This window comes from Rhodopirellula europaea 6C, assembly GCF_000338295.1.
Taxonomy (GTDB): domain Bacteria; phylum Planctomycetota; class Planctomycetia; order Pirellulales; family Pirellulaceae; genus Rhodopirellula; species Rhodopirellula europaea.
The window spans coordinates 232,674-250,803 of record NZ_ANMO01000120.1 but is presented as its reverse complement, the minus strand read 5'-3'; the positions used below and the strand labels follow the sequence as shown (position 1 = coordinate 250,803).

The 18,130-nt window shown below is 54.9% G+C and carries 16 protein-coding genes; 11 read left to right on the top strand and 5 right to left on the bottom strand.

From position 1 onward, the window contains the following. Nucleotides 1–25: 25 nt before the first annotated feature. Entirely contained in the window at nucleotides 26–580 is a 555-nt protein-coding gene (locus RE6C_RS13900; RefSeq protein WP_008657475.1) for an RNA 2'-phosphotransferase, read from the bottom strand. A gap of 32 nt (nucleotides 581–612) precedes the next feature. Continuing rightward, nucleotides 613–984, bottom strand: a complete 372-nt coding sequence (locus RE6C_RS13895) for a hypothetical protein (protein WP_008657473.1) — start codon at nucleotides 982–984, stop codon at nucleotides 613–615. A gap of 280 nt (nucleotides 985–1,264) precedes the next feature. Here RE6C_RS13895 and RE6C_RS13890 point away from each other — a divergent pair, with 280 nt between their 5' ends. The 6 genes from RE6C_RS13890 to RE6C_RS13865 all read left to right on the top strand — a co-directional run bounded on the left by RE6C_RS13890 (nucleotide 1,265) and on the right by RE6C_RS13865 (nucleotide 6,363). Then, nucleotides 1,265–1,597 (top strand): ArsR/SmtB family transcription factor, encoded by a 333-nt coding sequence (locus RE6C_RS13890; RefSeq protein ID WP_039962002.1) that lies wholly within the window; start codon nucleotides 1,265–1,267, stop codon nucleotides 1,595–1,597. Between the two features lie 110 nt (nucleotides 1,598–1,707). Beyond that, complete coding sequence (locus tag RE6C_RS13885) at nucleotides 1,708–2,253, top strand: rhodanese-like domain-containing protein (RefSeq protein WP_008657470.1); 546 nt, start codon at nucleotides 1,708–1,710, stop codon at nucleotides 2,251–2,253. After that, on the top strand, nucleotides 2,241–3,065 hold the full coding sequence (locus RE6C_RS13880) for a sulfite exporter TauE/SafE family protein (RefSeq protein WP_008657469.1): 825 nt from the start codon (nucleotides 2,241–2,243) through the stop codon (nucleotides 3,063–3,065). The genes RE6C_RS13885 and RE6C_RS13880 overlap by 13 nt, the downstream gene beginning before the upstream one ends. Nucleotides 3,066–3,094: 29 nt before the next feature. Next, nucleotides 3,095–4,519, top strand: coding sequence for an MBL fold metallo-hydrolase (locus RE6C_RS13875; protein ID WP_008657468.1), 1,425 nt, complete (start codon nucleotides 3,095–3,097; stop codon nucleotides 4,517–4,519). A gap of 128 nt (nucleotides 4,520–4,647) precedes the next feature. Continuing rightward, complete coding sequence (locus RE6C_RS13870; RefSeq protein ID WP_008657467.1) at nucleotides 4,648–5,127, top strand: bacterioferritin; 480 nt, start codon at nucleotides 4,648–4,650, stop codon at nucleotides 5,125–5,127. Nucleotides 5,128–5,190: 63 nt separating this feature from the next. Continuing rightward, the gene (locus RE6C_RS13865) at nucleotides 5,191–6,363 is read left to right on the top strand and encodes a DsrE family protein (RefSeq protein ID WP_008657466.1); all 1,173 of its coding nucleotides are present in this window, start codon (nucleotides 5,191–5,193) and stop codon (nucleotides 6,361–6,363) included. A gap of 38 nt (nucleotides 6,364–6,401) precedes the next feature. Here the strand turns inward: RE6C_RS13865 and RE6C_RS13860 are convergent, their stop codons facing one another. Beyond that, nucleotides 6,402–7,280, bottom strand: coding sequence for a polysaccharide lyase family protein (locus tag RE6C_RS13860; RefSeq protein ID WP_008657463.1), 879 nt, complete (start codon nucleotides 7,278–7,280; stop codon nucleotides 6,402–6,404). Nucleotides 7,281–7,533: 253 nt separating this feature from the next. Between RE6C_RS13860 and RE6C_RS13855 the strand changes: the two genes are divergently transcribed. The 5 genes from RE6C_RS13855 (at nucleotide 7,534) to RE6C_RS13835 (ending at nucleotide 15,594) form a co-directional block, all read left to right on the top strand. Further along, entirely contained in the window at nucleotides 7,534–7,941 is a 408-nt protein-coding gene (locus RE6C_RS13855; RefSeq protein ID WP_233215379.1) for a hypothetical protein, read from the top strand. A gap of 98 nt (nucleotides 7,942–8,039) precedes the next feature. Then, nucleotides 8,040–9,497, top strand: coding sequence for an efflux RND transporter periplasmic adaptor subunit (locus RE6C_RS13850; RefSeq protein ID WP_236618195.1), 1,458 nt, complete (start codon nucleotides 8,040–8,042; stop codon nucleotides 9,495–9,497). After that, nucleotides 9,494–12,652, top strand: a complete 3,159-nt coding sequence (locus RE6C_RS13845) for an efflux RND transporter permease subunit (RefSeq protein ID WP_008657457.1) — start codon at nucleotides 9,494–9,496, stop codon at nucleotides 12,650–12,652. The genes RE6C_RS13850 and RE6C_RS13845 overlap by 4 nt, the downstream gene beginning before the upstream one ends. Nucleotides 12,653–12,724: 72 nt before the next feature. After that, nucleotides 12,725–13,330 carry an RNA polymerase sigma factor gene (locus RE6C_RS13840; protein ID WP_008657455.1) on the top strand — a complete coding sequence of 202 codons (606 nt, stop codon included), beginning with the start codon at nucleotides 12,725–12,727 and terminating at the stop codon, nucleotides 13,328–13,330. Next, nucleotides 13,327–15,594 carry a serine/threonine-protein kinase gene (locus tag RE6C_RS13835; RefSeq protein ID WP_008657454.1) on the top strand — a complete coding sequence of 756 codons (2,268 nt, stop codon included), beginning with the start codon at nucleotides 13,327–13,329 and terminating at the stop codon, nucleotides 15,592–15,594. Before RE6C_RS13840 ends, RE6C_RS13835 begins: the two co-directional genes overlap by 4 nt. 355 nt (nucleotides 15,595–15,949) lie before the next feature. Here the strand turns inward: RE6C_RS13835 and RE6C_RS13830 are convergent, their stop codons facing one another. Both RE6C_RS13830 and RE6C_RS13825 read right to left on the bottom strand, forming a co-directional pair. Further along, nucleotides 15,950–17,113: an AAA family ATPase gene (locus RE6C_RS13830; RefSeq protein ID WP_008657450.1), complete on the bottom strand. Its 1,164-nt coding sequence runs from the start codon at nucleotides 17,111–17,113 to the stop codon at nucleotides 15,950–15,952. After that, nucleotides 17,110–18,072 (bottom strand): methyltransferase family protein, encoded by a 963-nt coding sequence (locus tag RE6C_RS13825; protein ID WP_008657448.1) that lies wholly within the window; start codon nucleotides 18,070–18,072, stop codon nucleotides 17,110–17,112. The genes RE6C_RS13830 and RE6C_RS13825 overlap by 4 nt, the downstream gene beginning before the upstream one ends. Nucleotides 18,073–18,130 lie beyond the last annotated feature (58 nt).

The window sequence follows — 18,130 nt, the reverse complement described above, 5'->3', positions numbered from 1 at the left end:
TCGAGTTTGAAAATCAAACAGCGGATCACGTTGGGAAAGTGAGGTAGGCCGGTGGAACTGAATCGACCAACCAGACTTCATTCTCAGAGAGATAGAAAGCGTGGCCTGCTTGCTGCATTCGCTGTGCGGCGATGAGAAGGAGTCTGGGTTTGCCACGTCGGGAACCAACATTGGTTGCCGTGGCTTGGTCGGCGGAAAGGTGAACGTGGTTTCGAGATCGCTTTTGCAATCCTTGTTCACGGATGCGTGGAAGGAATGCATCCACCGTTCCGTGGTATAGCGTCTCGGGTGGACTTGCGGCGGTCAGGTTCAGGTTCACTCCAGAAACAGAATGTCCTTGGCTGGCGCGGATGCGAAGACCGTCGTCGCTCAGGACAAAACGTTTTTTATCGTTGGTCGCGACCACTTCGTGAATCAAATCCAACGTCAGCTTCTTGCCGCGCGTGTTTGCATTTTCAATCAGTCCATCAATTTCGAGCCAGCCTTGCTCGTCCAGCGACATGCCGATGACATCGGGTTGGTGTCGGAGGACGAGACTCAGGAATTTGCTCGTCGACACAAGTCGTTTGTCTGCTTTCATCGCGATGATTCTATTGGAAGACAGGGTTGATGTTACGAAGTGGTACGTCGCGTCAAATCAACGTTGTCGTAGAGGTGCATTCCTTCGGTGCGCGATGACATCAACGGTTGAGCAACGATGCCACCAAAGCGGGCTTCGGTCACGTACACCGGGCGGTGATGGATCAGACATACCACGGAGCCGCATACCCTGGACGCGGTGTCAGGCTCGTCCACGTAGCCAAAGCAAAAACCGCCTGAAAAGCTCACGTTTCCAAAGTTCAATCGGCGGCCATCACCGTCTTCCGCCAGAGCCACGCACTCCTTGCAGATATACCAGGGATAGCGAAGGAACACGCGTTGCTTGCTGCCACAAACTGGGCAGTGGTGGTCGGGCAGTTCGCTCTTGGATGATTGCTGGGCCATGGCCAATTCAGGTTTCAGATTGCTGTTTCGAAAGTGTCAGGTTCAGAGGCACGAATGATTGCAGAATCGGTCGCGGAAATGTGGGGAAACCCCAAATACATTGACCGTCGGTGAAGCGTCTTGTGGCTTGAAAAACGGGAGTTTCCGGGCACGTGGGCCCAGGTCTCGCGATGGATTTGTTGCTGAAGCCATCGTTGTTGGGAAAATCTCAAGATTGAATGGTTGACACCTCGTGATGTGACGATATGTTTGAGTAAGTAAGAAACAGGGGAGAACAAAGTTGAACAGTAAATCAAAACCCAGGAACGAGCTTCCGTCAAAACCGCCCGGCACGGTGAGTGACTTTGCACAAGCCGCGGAATGTTTGAAGGTCCTCGCTCATCCGGTTCGTTTGCGAATCGTTCAGATGTTGTTGCACGGTCGATACACGGTTGGCGAACTGGCTTCGGATTGCGAGATCCAGAACAACGTTGGCTCGGACCATTTGCGGTTGTTGCAGCGTTGTGGCTTTCTGACCAGCGAGCGAGACGGACGCAAAGTGTATTATCAAGTCGCTGAGTCTCATTTGGAGCAACTGATGGCCTGCATCGAAGGACGTTTCCAGGCGTCTTAGAAGCAATACAAATTGACGGGACGAATGGTCGTCCTTTTTTTAACTTGACATATCGTCGCATCTCGAGGTTTCGATCTTTTTGTGGTGCGATCCTACAACGGAGTCTTCTCATGCAGTCAATCACAGTTCAAGAACTCGCCCAAAAGCAGAACAGCACCAGCGTCGATTTGGTCGATGTTCGGATGCCAACGGAGTATCGCGAAGTGCATGCCTCCGGGGCGGTCAGTGTTCCTCTGGATTCATTGGATCCAAAGGCGGTGGCGCAGAGCATGCAAAGCGGAAGCGGCGAGCCGATCTATGTCATTTGCAAGAGTGGAAATCGATCGAGCAAAGCCGTGCAGAAGTTCATGCAGGCGGGCGTGCAGAATGTTGTGAACGTGGATGGTGGGACCAACGCATGGGTGTCCGCTGGGTTGCCGGTCGTCCGAGGTCAGAAGGCAATGTCACTCGAACGTCAGGTTCGGATCTTGGCGGGGTTTCTGGCGTTGCTGGGTGCGGTCCTGGGCTTCTTCGTTCATCCCTACTTTATCGGGCTGTCTGCCTTCATCGGTGCCGGTTTAATGTTTGCCGGAATCACTGATACGTGCGGGATGGGCATGATGCTTTCCAAGATGCCCTGGAATCGATGCGGAGATTCAGGGTCATGTTCGGTCTAGCAATCTTGTTCGGCTGCGTCGTCGGTTTTGCTCTCGGGCTTACCGGCGGGGGCGGCGGGGTTTTTGCGGTGCCCTTGTTGGTCTATGGCATGTCGATCGCGCCACGTGAAGCCGTTGGGATCTCATTGGCATCGGTTGGTGGTACCGCGCTGTTTGGTGCGGTCCCAAGATTGATTCATGGCGAAGTGGAATTGCGGACCGGGTTGTTATTCGCGGTTGCTGGAATGGTGGGTGCCCCGATCGGATCGTATTTGTCGTCGTTGGTGCCGGAGACGGCGTTGTTGTTGATGTTCGCGGTGTTGATGCTTGTTGTTGCGTACCGAATGTGGGCCAAAACAAAAGATCCAAGCATTGCCAGCGGCGTGTGCAACAGCGAAACCAGCACGGGACGCGACCGCAGTGCCTGTCAGCGTGACGAAGATGGCACACTTCGTTTGACATCGAGGTGTGCACGGTTGCTCGTTCTGGTGGGACTGATGACGGGAGTGCTTTCAGGTTTGTTTGGTGTCGGTGGAGGGTTTGTCATCGTGCCCGCATTGGTCTTGTTCAGCGGCATGGCGATTCACCGAGCGGTCGGGACGTCGTTGTTTGTCATTGTCTTGGTCAGCGTCTCTGGAGTCGCTTCTCATCTGCTCAGTGGTAATGAACTTTCCATCTCAACTGCGTTGTTGTTCACGACGGGCGGATTCGTGGGGATGTGGTTGGGCGGGATCGTTGCGAAACGTTTGGAAGGTCCCACGCTTCAGAAAGTTTTCTCAATCGCGGTTGTGTTGGTCGCGACGTTCGTTCTTGTTAAATCCACGGTTTTGTAGCTCACAGTCACTTTCGAGAGGAGACAATCATGTTGCTCAAGTATTTCTATGATGACAAACTCGCTCACGCGTCCTATCTGGTCGGATGCCAGCGTGCCCGCGAAGCCATCGTGATCGATCCAGGTCGCGACATCGCCGGCTATTTGGCGTTAGCGGAGCGGGAAGGTCTCAAAATCACGGCTGTCGCGGAGACACATATTCATGCGGATTATGTATCCGGTGCTCGGGAGCTTGCTGATCGCCTGGGGGCCAAACTGTACGTCTCCGATGAAGGACCCGCGGAGTGGAAGTATCTGTACCTCGACGGATACGCCAATCAATTGCTTCACGATGGCGATTCGTTTTCGATTGGTAAGATCAAGTTCGACGTGATGCACACGCCTGGTCACACCCCTGAGAGTTTGTCGTTTGTTTTGACTGACCAAGGCGGTGGAGCCACCAGTCCGATGGGGATTTTTACAGGCGACTTCGTCTTCGTTGGTTCCATCGGTCGCCCCGATTTGCTGGAAGAGGCAGCCGGGATTGCCGGAACATCCGAGCCAGGAGCAAGGGATCTGTTTGCATCGATGAAGCGGTTTCGAGCCTTGCCGGATCACCTGCAAGTTTGGCCAGCTCACGGAGCAGGCAGTGCCTGTGGGAAAGGACTGGGGGCGATTCCCTCGTCGACGGTTGGTTACGAGAAACTCAATAATCCCGCACTGCAATACAACGACGAGGAATCCTTCGTTCGTTACATCCTCGCCGATCAACCGGAGGCACCGAAGTACTTTGCGGTTATGAAACGCGTCAACAAAGAAGGCCCTCGAGTGTTGGGTGAAGGGCACCATCATCAGATGCTCGAGCTAGCAGAACTACATGGTGCTTTGAAATCAGGGACCGTCGTCGATTTAGCACCCTCTTCCGAATTTGCGAAAGGGCATGTGCCGGGGGCGATCAACATTCCGATTGGGATGCTAGCGACTTGGGCGGGTTGGTTGGTCGACTATGACAAACCGACGTACTTGATCTGCAAGCCAGAACAGCTGGAAGAAGCCGCTCGCGTGCTTCACAAAATTGGTGTCGAAGAGATCGTCGGTGCTTTTGATGCGGATCGCGTGCGGTCGTCAGGTCAAGCTAATGAGGTCTACTCGACGGCCAAACCGGCCGAGTTGCTGCCTCGCATCGAATCGGGCCAAGTGACGCTGGTTGATGTTCGATCGAACGAAGAGTGGAACGAGGGGCACATTCAAAATGCCAGCCACCACTTCCTTGGTCGCTTGCCAAGTCGTTTGAGTGAACTGCCCAAGGACAAAACGGTCGTCGTCCATTGCTTGAGCGGTGCCCGATCATCGATTGCGGCCAGCGTTCTTCAAGCGAATGGCGTGAAAGACGTCATCAACATGGAGGGCGGCTACAAGGCTTGGGTACAAGCGGATTTGCCGAAGCAGAAAGAGACGGTGGCTCTGTCGAGCTGAGTAGATCGACCATCAGCGATGAACCCCGGTTGGTTGATGAGAAGGCCATTTGGTCATATGACATCCGTGGCCGACGCGATCGGCACGGCAATACGATTCACATTTTTTGAGACATCAGGAGTCAAACGATGAGTAAAACGCAAACGATTGAGAACTTGCAAAAAGCGTTGGCCATGGAATTGACGGCAACGCACCAATACCAGTTGCACGCTTGCGTGCTGGACGATTGGGGCATGGGCCTGTTGGCTTCCAAAATGCGTGAAGAATTGCACGAGGAATTGGGGCACTCGGAAGACTTCTTGAACCGAATCTTGTTCTTGAAAGGAAATCCCAACTTGACGATGCAGAAAACGCCTGTTCAGGCAAGGACTCTCAAAGAGATGTTCGAATCTGACTTGGCGGATGAGCAAGAAGCCATCGACTTCTACACCACCGCATCGATTCAAGCGAGCGAAGACCGAGACATCGGGACTCGCCAGTTGTTCGAACGCATTGCCGTGGATGAAGAAGGTCACGCCGGTTGGTTGGAGCTGCAATTGGACTTGCTGGAACGAATGGGCGAACCCGCCTACATCGCGAAGCACATGCCCGCGAATTCAGACGAATAGGCTGCTGTTGGCTTTTGACTGAGATGTTTTTTCCGGCACGAACTTTGAAATAGGAACGATTCAATGAACCGAATGATTGGCTTGATGACGTTTGGGTGTTTGTCGTTCCTAGTGGGCCTGCCAGGGTTCGCGCAAGAGAATTCCAGGGATGCTCAGTCAGAAGTCCAGCGAGGGTCAGGATTTGGCCGTGGGCCGCGAGCCGGACGTGGACCAGAAGGTGGTCGGGGCTTTGGTCGAGGCCGTGGGATGAGGAACGGCCAGCGACATGGGGTGGAAGACAATGGAGCGGGAGGAAACGGACCGACGGCCGAACAGGTTGTCCATGATGACCGGCACGATGCTGATCATGAAGTGTTTCAGTTCCTGCTTCAAAACCATGAAGCGATTCGGCGAACGGTCAAAGAGTTGCCTGCCGGCGTCGAAACGGTGACCGAATCGGATGATCCGAAGATTGCTGAGGCGATTCAGGAGCACGTCGAGTGGATGGAATATCGGATCGAAGAGACCAATCCGATTCGCATGCGAGATCCGTTGTTTGTGGAGATCTTTCGTCACACTGACAAGATCAAAATGGTTCACGAGAACACCGACAAAGGTGTTCGTGTGACAGAAACCTCCGACGACGCCTACGTGGTGAAGTTGATTCAAGCTCACGCGAAAGCTGTTTCTGGTTTTGTCGAGCGGGGATTCGCCGAAGCCATGAAGAATCATCCGGTCCCCGAGAAGTCCAGCGACGCAGCGGGTGATGAAAAGCAGACGTTTGAAGCAACCACACCGGTGATCGACGGTGTTGGAAAGGTCGTGAGACTGCCCCACGCGGTTCAACAACCGAAGGTTGGGGCGAAGTTGTTGGTGGATTTAACCAGCAGTGCCGAGCCCGGCAAACTCAATCCCGGGCTGGAGAAAGTTGCGAAGTATCTGAACATCTACGCGGGTGCGGGTGAACTTCCGACGGAAGTTCAAATTGCGGTGGTCCTCCATGGTGGAGCGACGTTGGCTGTACTGAACTCCGACGCCTACGCGGCGAAGTTTGGCACAGAGACCAACCCGAACCTGGAACTGATGCATCAATTGCACGAGGCCGGAGTGGATTTGTATGTGTGTGGCCAATCGTTGATTGCATCGGGAGCAAAACCGGATGAAGTGGTCGTGTTTGTCGACACGGCGGTTTCAGCTTTGACTGCCGTCGTCAACTTGCAGTCGGATGGCTTCGCCTACGTTCCCGTCAGCCGATGAGGGACGTGGTGTTTGACAGGTTTAGCGTTTAGGACGCTTCAATTCGTTTGCGTCGTGGGACTCGTTTTGATTTCGATGGGCTCGTGAGAAATCTGAACTTCGTCAATCCAGACTTCCGCCGCATGATCGGTTGCGGTGATTCCAACTTCCAAGGCATTGAGCAAGGAGTCCGATGCGGGCAAAGTTGCAATCTCTTCGTCGATCAAAAGTTGATCGTTCTGCCAGATTTGCACTTGTCCATTTTTATGATCCAAAACGAGGTGCACTGTTAAGAAGAACCACTCACCGATTGGTACTTCCACCTTGGACTGACGCAGCTTGGGTTTCCAACCTGATTTGAGTTCATAGCCAAGATACTTTTGATCCCAAATCGTGATCCTTGGACCGGGGCTGTTGTACCGTCCACGTTCTTGGAAGTCGGCGATCGTGAATGGGACACCGGATTGAAGTTTGTATCTGCCTCGGAACCAAAGGTCGTCGCCTTCAACGAACCAAAGTCGATTGTTTTCCAACATGGACTTCGATGTCACCATCGATTCGGTTGGCGCGACCGCTGTGAATTTTGCGATCCCGTTCGCTGACTCGATCCGGTTGTCCAAGAAATCGCTTTCGCCCGAAAAGATCTTTCGACGCAGACTGACGTAGGCTTCCAGCGACGGTGAGGCGGGCGAGAGAGTATCGATTGTTGTCCAGCGGTCTTCGCCAAACCAGTTTCGGAACTGAGGCTCCGAGAAGTCGTCGAAAAAGGAACGGTACATTTTGCCCGTTTCTTCTTGGTGTCGGACTAAGACAAAGTTCGAGGTTTGTTCCAGGATTTCGATGTCGGAAACCGTCGTCTTGGATGGCATCTTCGTCCATAAAGCGGCGGCCACAACAACGCAGCAAATCGCAAAACCCAGATAGACCAGTCGGCTCATGAAATTGCTTTCGGTGCAAAGGAGGATGCTGCCTCGTCATCTCGTTGTTCGTGCAAGCCCGAAATTGTCGACGGTGGGCGAGCCAATGGCGTGGAGCGAATTGACCAGCTCAAATTTGCCAATTGCTGGACATCGGACTTTTCGTTCATTTTGGGTTGGACTAAAATCAATCGCTATGTTTGCCAGTTTACCACACCCGAAATTTCAAAGCCGCTTGACCGCGCGTGTTTGTTTGGTGTGGTTGGGATGCTTGATGTTGCTTCCGTTGCCGGTGCCGATGATGCACCGCCATGATTGCATCGAAGCTCCTCAGGCTTTGGAAAACCACTTGGGCCAGTTGCATTCCGAGTCGCAACTTCAGTGTCTCGAGCCGGACGAAGCCCATTGGCATTTGGTGCTTCCTTCACATCGTTGCGATGACGATGGAACCCACGATGGTTTACCGATTCCGCCCCGGGACTATGTCGGTTCGGCTGGTGAGTCGGGGGTAAGTTTGGTTTCGGTGGTGGAGCAATTGACCAGCCTTTCGTGGTTGCTGGTCTCCATTGATCATGAATCGACGTTGGCGTCGACGCGGTCAGTTTGCGACCCAAGGATCCCGATTGCATCCGCGTCATGGCAGCGCGACCGTTGCACGCTTTCTTGCGTGATGCGTTGTTGATTTTGGTTCTCGTTTGATTGTTTGCTCACGATCCTTGTTGTTCGTGAGCAACCCGAGAACCTTTCTATATCAACATCAACATGAAATCAAAATATTGGTTGAGCGCGCTCGTTGCGCTACTCGTCGTGGTCGCCGCTGCCTGGAATTTAAAGAACCGCGAATTGGGAACAATTCAGGTCGATGCTTCCGCAAGTGACGAAGCTGACCGCGAGGCGTCGCCGACGAGTAACTTCGACGACGCACAACGAATTCGTCTGAGCGATCGAAAGATCGACGTCGCTGGAATTCGTTGGGAAGAAGTTCAGCGTGGGACGCTCGTCGTCACACGGACTTTGCCGGCTCGATTCGCTTACGACGACACGCGTCACGTTTCATTGCGGACGCCAACAGATGGTGTGTTGGAATCCATCTTGGTCAAACCTGGAGATTCGGTTGATCGTGGGCAACCCGTCGCGGTGCTTCGCAGTCCGTCCATCGGAACGGCTCGAAACCAAATTTTGAGCGAGAAGGCAAAGTTGGACCTCGCCCAAGAAACCTATCGCTGGGAAGCCGACATCCATGCTGGCGTCTCGGATCTGGCCAAACGGATTCGCGCCGGGGAAGCGATTGATGCGATCAAGCAATCATTGAAAGACAAAACGATCGGCGAATTTGGCGGTCAATTGCTGACGATGTACAGCAAATCAAACCTTGCCAACCAGCTTTCGCGTTCGGTTGGTAATCTTGGTGACAGCGGTGCGATCAGTGGTCGAGTCGTTCAGGAACGGCAAAGTGATCGGCAGCAAAGCGAAGCGGCGCTTGAGGCGGCCATCGAACAATCGCTGTTCCAAACTCGCCAATCGATGATTCAAGCCGAAGCCAAACGGAACGAAGCGGAACGTCGACTGCGGATCGCGAAACAAACGCTTGGCACCTTGCTGGGGACACTGGCGGATTCGATGGGTGGGTTGGATGTTTCGCCCAACGAAACCGATGTATCTCGGCTAACACTTCAGTCTCCACTGGATGGCACCGTCGAAAGCAAGACGTTCTCGGCTTCGGAGCGAGTAACGGCCCAGGACGAGTTGTTCGTGATAGCCGACACATCGAGCTTGTGGGTCGAAGCGGACATTCGCGGACGCGATTGGGAGTCCATTCATGTCAGCGAAGGGGACGTTGTGATGGTGAGCACTCCCGCCATGAACATGCCTCCGCAGCCCGCCACGGTTTACACCATCGGTCGACAAGTGGATCCGGCGTCGGGGGCGATTCCTTTGATCGCAAAGATCGACAACTCCAAGGGCAACTTTCGACCGGGCTTGTTCGCTCGCATGGCTGTGCCAATGGAAACGCTGCACGATGTGATTCTTGTTGCTGAGACCGCCGTGGTGGATCTGGATGGGCAGACGAGTGTGTTTGTTGTCAGTGAAGACGGTTTTGAATCGGTCTCCGTCGAGGCTGGTTCGCAGAGCGGCGGCATGGTCGAAATCCGAAAAGGTTTGACGGAGGGGCAGTCGGTCGTTGTCTCCGGTGCATTTGCTCTCAAGAGCGAACTGCTGCTGGAAGGAGAGGAGTGATCATGCTTCAGCGACTGATTGAGTTTTCGCTCCAGAATCGTTTCTTGGTCATCATCGGCACTCTGTTGATGGCAGGTTTGGGGATCCGCAGCGCATTGTTGCTTCCGATTGACGCGGTTCCCGATTTGACCAACACGCAAGTCACTGTCATCACGTCGGCCGGGTCATTGCCGCCGGTCGAGGTCGAACGGCAAGTGACCTATCCAATTGAATGGTCGATGGGCGGACTGCCTGACGTCGACGAAGTTCGCAGCGTTTCTAAATTTGGATTGTCGGTCATCACGATCGTTTTCAATGAAGGAACCGATGTGTACTTCGCCAACCAACAAGTTGGTTCGAGGTTGTCGGCAGCCGCGGCGAGTTTGCCGGAAGGCTACGGCCCGCCTGAAGTTGGACCAATGACCACCGCGCTGGGAGAGATCCTGCAGTTTGAAGTTCGTAGCGAACTAAAAACGCCGATGGAGCTGCGGACGTTGCTCGATTGGGAAATCGCACCGAAGTTGAAGGAAGTCAGCGGTGTGACCGAGATCAATGTGATGGGAGGTTTCTACAAAACGTTCGAGGTGCGGCCTGACCCAGATGGCTTGATGGATCAAGGTTTGACTCTGGAGGAACTTTATTCGCGAATCGAAGCGGCCAATGCGAACGCCGGTGGTGGCTATGTCATTCACCATGACGAGCAGCGATTCATTCGCGGGCAGGCATTGCTCACCAGCGTGGATGATCTGAAGAGCATCGTTTTACGGCGGGGAGAGAACGGGTCGCCGTTGCTGTTGTCTGACGTCGCCGACGTCATCATCGAACCAATGTCGCGCCAGGGGGCGGTCAGTCGAGACGGCAGGGGCGAAGCGGTGACGGGAATGGTGATGATGCGCATCGGCGAGAATTCTCGCGAAGTCGTTGGACGCATCAAAGAACGGATTGCAGAGGTGCAGGCGACGCTTCCCGACGATGTGACCTTGGACGTGATTTATGACCGGGAAGATTTGATCAATCGGACGCTTCACACTGTGATGAAGAACCTGCTCGAAGGCGGGGCGTTGGTTGCGATCGTTTTGCTGATCACGTTGGGCAGTCTTCGAGCTGGAATCATCGTTGCGTTGGCCATTCCGCTGTCGATGTTGTTTGCGTCCAACATGATGTTGGCTATGGGGATCTCCGCGAGTTTGATGAGTTTGGGTGCGATCGACTTTGGATTGATCGTGGATTCCTCCGTCATTATGGTCGAAAACTGTGTTCGACGACTATCGCAAAGAGAATCGGGTGATGAGGAGGCCTCCGGCGAAGCGGAGGCTGGCAGCCCGCCGAGACATTCGCAATTGATAGGAAAAGCCACGACGCGATTGGCGACGATCCGAGATGCCTGCATGGAAGTTCGCGGGCCAACAATGTTTGGTGAACTGATCATCGCGGTGGTCTATGTCCCCGTGCTGTTGCTCGAAGGAACCGAAGGGAAAATGTTTCGTCCGATGGCGATGACTGTCCTCTTGGCTCTTTTCGGCTCCTTCATTTTGTCGATGACGTTGATGCCTGCGCTCGCGTCGTTGGCACTTCCAAAGAATCCGCATGATCACGATCTGTGGCCGATTCGGATGTTGAAGAAGGTCTACTTGCCTTTGGTCGGTCGTGCGATCGAGTCGCCCGCAGTCACCGCATTGGTCGCCGCATGTGTTTTTGCGATCAGCATTCCCGTGGCTCTGAATCTGGGTGCCGAGTTCATGCCGCGACTCAACGAAGGCGATCTGTTGGTCGAAGCGGTCCGGTTGCCCAGTGCATCATTGGAAGGTGCCGAGATCATGGCACGGCGAGTCGAAACAGAATTGTTGAAGTTGCCGGAAGTCAAAACGGTGTTCACAAAAACCGGCCGACCTGAAATAGCCAATGATGTCATGGGGGTTCACCAAAGCGATGTGTGGGTGATGTTGAATCCGCCGGATACATGGCCGACGGCTAAATCGCGGGAAGAGCTGATCACGGAGATGGAAGCGATGCTTTCCGAGAGCGTTCCTGGCGTCGCCTTTGGATTCACGCAGCCCATCGAGATGCGTGTTGACGAGTTGGTTGCGGGAGTGAAGGCGGATGTGGCGGTGCTTTTGTATGGAGACGACCTGGAGACTCTTTCAACGAAAGCCAAGCAAATCGAACGTGCGCTTCGCAGTGTCCCAGGATCAGCCGATGTGAAGGCCGATATTCAATCGACACTCGCGACGTTGACGATCGAACCTGACAGAGAAGCGTTGGCCAGGTATGGTATCGACGCTCAGCAAGTCATGGATGTGGTGGATGCATTGGGCGGCCGTCCGGTGGGCGAAGTGATCGACGGCCGAGCGAGATTCCCGATCCAGGTGCGTCTTCCGGAAAATTGGCGGAGCGATGTTGAGTTGCTCAAACAGTTGCCCGTTGCTTTGGCGGGAGGAAAGCCGGTGCCGATGTATGAGGTTGCCAGCATTCAGTTGGAACAAACGCCACCAACGGTGGAGCACGAAGACGGCCGCCGACGTACGTTTGTTTCAGCGAACGTGCGGGGACGCGATGTCGCTTCGTTTGTTACCGAAGCACAGTCCATCGTGGCTCGCGATGTGACTTTGCCGACAGGATACGAACTGCGGTGGGGAGGTGATTTTGAGAACCTTCAATCCGCCAGTCGTCGTTTGGCCATCATCACACCAATCATCTTGATTGTGATCTTCTTATTGCTCTTCACGTCCTTCAATTCCGCTTCGTTGGCCTCGCTAATCTTTTTGTGTGTGCCCATCGCCGCCAGTGGTGGCGTGTTCGCGTTGATGCTTCGTGACATGCCATTCAGCATTGCAGCAGGAGTGGGGTTCATCGCACTGTTTGGTGTGGCGGTCTTGAACGGATTGGTATGGGTGAGTGATGCCGAGCATCACCGCGTCGCTGGCACGGGAGCTCGGGAAGCAGCGCGAAGGGCAGCCGACGATCGATTGCGTCCGGTGCTGATGACCGCGATGGTTGCCAGTTTGGGATTCCTGCCGATGGCACTGTCCACCAGCGACGGTGCGGAACTGCAACGCCCACTCGCTACGGTCGTCATTGGTGGCCTGATCACCAGCACACTGCTAACTTGCGTCGTCATCCCCGCGATTTACCCCTGGTTTTCATCGGGACCGCCGCCGGCGTCGATTGATGATTGATCTTTCGATCGATTTTCCGTTTTCCTGTGTGACAAATCTCGAAACGCTGTGTTTGGCTGGTAGGAGAAACGAATGTCGCAAGGTCCGGAAACACGAGCGTCGCTGATTGGCAAGCTGAATGAGCCGACTTCGGAAGAGGTTTGGACTGAGTTTGTCACGATCTATCGGCCGCTGGTGGTTCGGGTCGCCTTGGCGAAAGGGTTGCAGCACGCGGATGCGGAAGATTTGACGCAAGACGTTTTCGCGGTGGTGCGACGGTCGCTGACAAAGTTTGAATCGCGTGGCAGCGGTTCGTTTCGTGCTTGGTTGTTCCAAATCACTCGCAACTTGGTCGTCAATCATTTGACGCGTTCCAAGGGACCGGTCGGATCGGGTGACAGTCACGTTCAACAGTGGTTGATGCAGCAACCCGAACGAGAGAACGAAACGGCCACCCTGTTCGACCACGAACTGCGTCGTCAGCAATTCCAACTCGCCGCCGATCGTGTGCAACCGCATGTGGAACCCGCGACGTGGCAATCCTTTTGGATGACGGCCGTCGAGGGCAAATCCATCTCCTGTGTCGCGGAATCGCTCGGGAAGTCCGAGGGATCCGTGCGAATGGCAAAGTGCCGCGTGTTGGCTCGTTTGCAACAAGAAGCTCAAGCAATTTCTGGTCAGTGGGAGACGGAAGCATGATCGCACGCATTCGAGATGAGAAGCACGACGGTGGACTTCACTACGATCGAGAAACGCTCAACGACTACCTGCACGATCGCTTGGACGCGGACACGCAAGAAGTCACCCAGCACATCGAGGTGTGCGAGCAATGTCAGGCTCACGTGGAACGTTTGGTCACCGATGACGTGACGTGGGAGGAAGTCGGCGAGTTGCTTCGGGAGCCGATCGCGAACGGCGGCGAACACCGCTCGGACGACTTTGCATTCGAATCCGAAGCCAAGGATCGCTCGAGTTGGATCCAGTTCCTTCAGCCTTCCGAAGCCCCCGGATCCATCGGCCGTTTTGCACGCTATGAGATTCATCAAATCCTTGGCCGCGGCGGGATGGGAATCGTGATGGAAGCGACGGACACGTCACTCGGCCGTCGCTGCGCAGTGAAGGTTCTCGCACCTGAATTGGCCACGTCCGCCGCCGCCCGCAAACGTTTTTCGCGAGAAGCCAAAAGTGCCGCGGCGGTGGTTCATCCGCATGTGGTTCCAATTCAAACGGTCGACGAACACGAGGGACTGCCCTACTTGGTCATGCCGGTTGTGGATGGCCCGAGCCTGCAACAGCGAGTCGAGCGAGACGGGCCTTTGTCCTTGATCGAAACGGTCCGCATCGCGTCGCAGATCGCCGATGGCTTGGCCGCTGCACACGAGCAAGGTTTGGTGCATCGCGATATCAAACCCGCCAACGTGCTGCTCGAAAACGGCGTCGAGCGAGTCCAGATCACGGACTTCGGTTTGGCTCTAGCGGTGGACGACGCCAGCATGACTCGCAGTGGCGTGATCGCGGGAACGCCGCAGTACATGTCTCCCGAACAAGCCCACGGGAATTCGATCGATCATCGCAGCGATCTGTTCTCGCTGGGCAGTGTGATCCACTTCATATTGTCCGGTCGCAGCCCGTTCCGAGCGGAAACGACGATGGGAGTTCTCAACCGGATTGGCAATGACCAACCAAGATCGCTTCGACAGATCAACCCGGATGTTCCCGAGTGGCTTGATGCGATTGTGGCGAGATTGCTGAGCAAAGATCCCGACCTTCGCTACCAAAGTTCTTCGGAAGTCGCTGAGTTGCTGACAGCTTGGCAGGCTCATCTGCTGGATCCGGCCAACGCCAAAGCACCTGAGTCCGCATCGCAAGCGAAACCGCTGGCAAGTCGTTCCGGCATCGGCGGGCGTTTCAATGGCAAGCTGCCTTGGGTTCTTGCCGCCGGGATGTTTGGTTTCTTCGCTTGGGCAGCGACCGTCATCATTCTGCAGACCGACCAGGGAACACTCCGGATCGAAAGCTCCGCAGACGCAAACGTGCCGATTGTGATTCGCAAAGGAGGCGAAGTCGTCGAGGAATTGACGGTGACCAGTGACGGTGCCTCTGTTGAAGTGAAGGCGGGCGAGTACGTGATCGAGATCGCCGGTGAAGCGGACGGGTTCGAGGTGTTGGACCAGTCCGTCGTCATTCGACGTGGCCAGACACAGGTGGCAAGGATCGCTTTGATTGAATCAGAAGCACCCGATCCCGTCGGCAAACGTGAATGGCGAATCGAACGCGGTGAGAAACCGCCCAAGATTTCTCCGTTCACTCGCATGGATTTTTTAGGTGGAAGGATCTTCGTGCGGTTCGAGTCCAATCGGTACGAGTTGTTGGCTGTGGACTACTTCCCGATAGGAGAAGTCATGCGGATAGCTCAGATGCATCATGGTCGCAAATGGAAGAAACGATTGAGTGAGGATTTGGTCGAGGTGCTCTGGGGGATCAACCATTTTCCTGGAAACACAGTGCATCTTCTCCTGAAGGATCCCAAGACAGGTGAGGTCCGGAAAATCGGAGATGCGGAAATGACCGAGGCAAATCGAAACGAACTGTATCAGGACAATGAGCACAATCAGATGGAGGATGAAAGCATTGCTTTGGATGTATTTACGGGAATGGATTCCTATGGGAATCGGTGCCCAGAGTACTGGTTTGTTCAGCCCTATGGACACCGCGTGACGCTTGATGATTCCCTTAAACACTCGGGTGAGTTTAGTGCGTTGCTAGAACGCACGACTGAATTTCGGTTGCCGCGATTTGGAACCTTGATTCAAACGGTTAATGCCTATGTTTATCGAGGACATAGAATTCGTTTTAGCGGTTTCTTAAGGACCAGAGAAGTTGAAAAGGCGGGTTTGTGGTTGCGAATTGACTCTGGTGACGGTGAAATGGTTTTGCTCGACAATGTGCAGTCCCACGGATAGCCGGAGCAAACGAATGGCAAGAGCTAGAGATTGTTTTGGATGTTCCCGAGGATGCAACCGTGCTGACATATGGTGCGATTCTTTTTGAAATAGGTCAGTTGTGGGTGGATGATTTGTCCCTGACCCTCGTCGGATCGGATCGTCATCCGACTCAGCATCCGTTGGAGGCGCCGACCCAGAGAGTTCAGCCAAATCGAGGACAGTTGCTAGGTCGAATGCACCCCAATCCGGCCAATTTGAATTTCGAACTCTTGCATTCGTCAACTCAACCCAATGGGCGACTTGAGTGAGATCACTTGATACTCACCGAATCAACAAATCGTTCTTCCGCGTCATCTACTCACGAAAGCAACGCCTACCGCGCCGGCCACTTCCATCCGTGCTGGCTCAGCAAGTCGGTTCCTTCGACGATGGTTTCACCCGTTTCTTTGTTCAGACGCACCGGCTCACAGATCTCGTCCCGTTCCAGTTGGGCAACGAGATGTTGATTGTGACTGACGACAATGACTTGGCTTCGCTCGGCGGCACGGCAGATCATGTTTGCCAGCGGTCCGATCAGGTCCGGGTGCAAGCTGGTTTCGGGTTCGTTCAACACCAACAACTCCGGTGGTCGAGGTGAGAACAACGCGGCCAGTAACAGCAAATACCGAAGCGTCCCATCGGACAATTCTCTCGCCGTGAGACCACGCAGCATGCCGGGTTGAGTCAGCACGACTTGCATGCCGCTTTCGCCGGATTGCACGTAAAGTTGCGATCCAGGGAAGGCTTCTTCAATCGCTTGTTCGACGATGTGACTGTCGCCGATTTCACGGATCGTTTGCAGTGCCGCGGCCAAGTTGGATCCATCGTTGGCCATCACCGGAGTGAACGTCTGAGGCGATGGCAATCGAGCGGGCGCGTGCGAGTCACATCGGAACGTGTCGTAGAACCTCCAGCCCCGCAATTGCTCCTTCATCACGATGATCTCGGGAGCAGCGAAAGGATCGGCGTACTCGGTCATCAGGCTTGTCCCGCGAGACAAATGCAAGTCGATGTCTTGCCATTTGCCTTTCCCCGATCGGCATCGCAAGTTCGCTCCTTTGCGATCAACACACAGCGATCTCGCATCCGGCGTCGGCCCCGTCCAAATGCATTCGCGTTTGATCTCCGGATCAGCATCGAACATGGAGTTGGATGGAACGGGGCGACCCAGGTCGATGCAGTAGCTCATCGGATCGGCGGAGAAGGCGAGCTTCAATGCGATTGGTTTTCGACGCAAGGTTCCTTGCACGGGAACCTCACCGCGTTTCATTTCGTTGGGGATCGTTTCTGGGCCAGCCCAAAGCACAGATTCAAACCCACCTTCTTCCGCCAACGATTGGTTCAGGTTGCCATTGGCCGCGGAAGCGATCAAACGCAGCGAACGATACAGATTGGTTTTACCGCTGCCATTTGGACCGGTGACCACCGTCAACTCACCCAGTCGCACGGTCAGCGAGCGAATCGAACGGTAGCCGGCGATTGCAATGCGGTGGATCAAGAGAAAGGCACCGTGGGGATCCAGAGTCGGACGTGTTTCTGGTAGCGATGATAGTCTTCGCCGAACCGAAACTGAAGATCGCGTTCTTCGACGGGACGCACAAAGACGTGCCAGACCACTGCCCCGCACAGGGCGTAAGCAATGACAGGAAGGCTGCCGAGGAACCATCCCACTGCGATGCCCTGAACGATGCCCGCGAGTGCCATCGGGTTGCGAACGTAGCGGTACGGACCAGCGATCACCAAACGAGGTGCGGTGGCCGTGGGCAGAGGCGTGCCATCGCCGCGAATCGCCATCGTGATGCCGCTCCATAGCCCAAGCGACGATGCAACGAGAAACAAGCCACCGGACAATGGTGACTGCAGCGGATGTTGAAACACTTGCCATCCGAGTCGAAGTTGCAGTTCAACGATTCCCATCGGCAGCACCCACAGAAACGTCCCCCAGAAGATCACGGTTTGCCCCAGAGTCAACGCGGTTGCAACAGCGGGGCTCATCGAAGCAACGCGAATCGTGGCGGGAGATTGCGACGTGTTTCCATGGATCGTTGCCATGGACAGCGACAACCCAGCCATGCAAACCATCATCGCCGATGCGATCCAAGCTTCTCCGGTTTGAAGACTGGTCGCGATGCAAACCAAGGTCGGGTACCAAGTGACCGCGGCAAGGACCCAGACCAACGTGGCGGCTGAAGACGCTCGGCGCCACACGCAAATCGCGGCCAAGAGTGAGCCAGCGATGATCAACACGAAGTCCGCCATCCAAAACGAAAGCAGTGCACCGTCGGGCCAAACCTTCGGCTGAAACCAATCGATGCTGGATGGAATAGCGAACAGCAGCACCCACCACGCCAGCGTGCCAAAGGCTTGCACCGCGAGATAGGCCGAGACAATCCGAACGGGAGTGTCGCTGGTCGCGGTCTCGTTGCTTGGCGTTTGCTGCGCGTGGCGGTTGGTCACACTGAGTCCGACTGCTTCGAAAAGACTCCATGATACGACGGAATCACTCAGTCGTCGT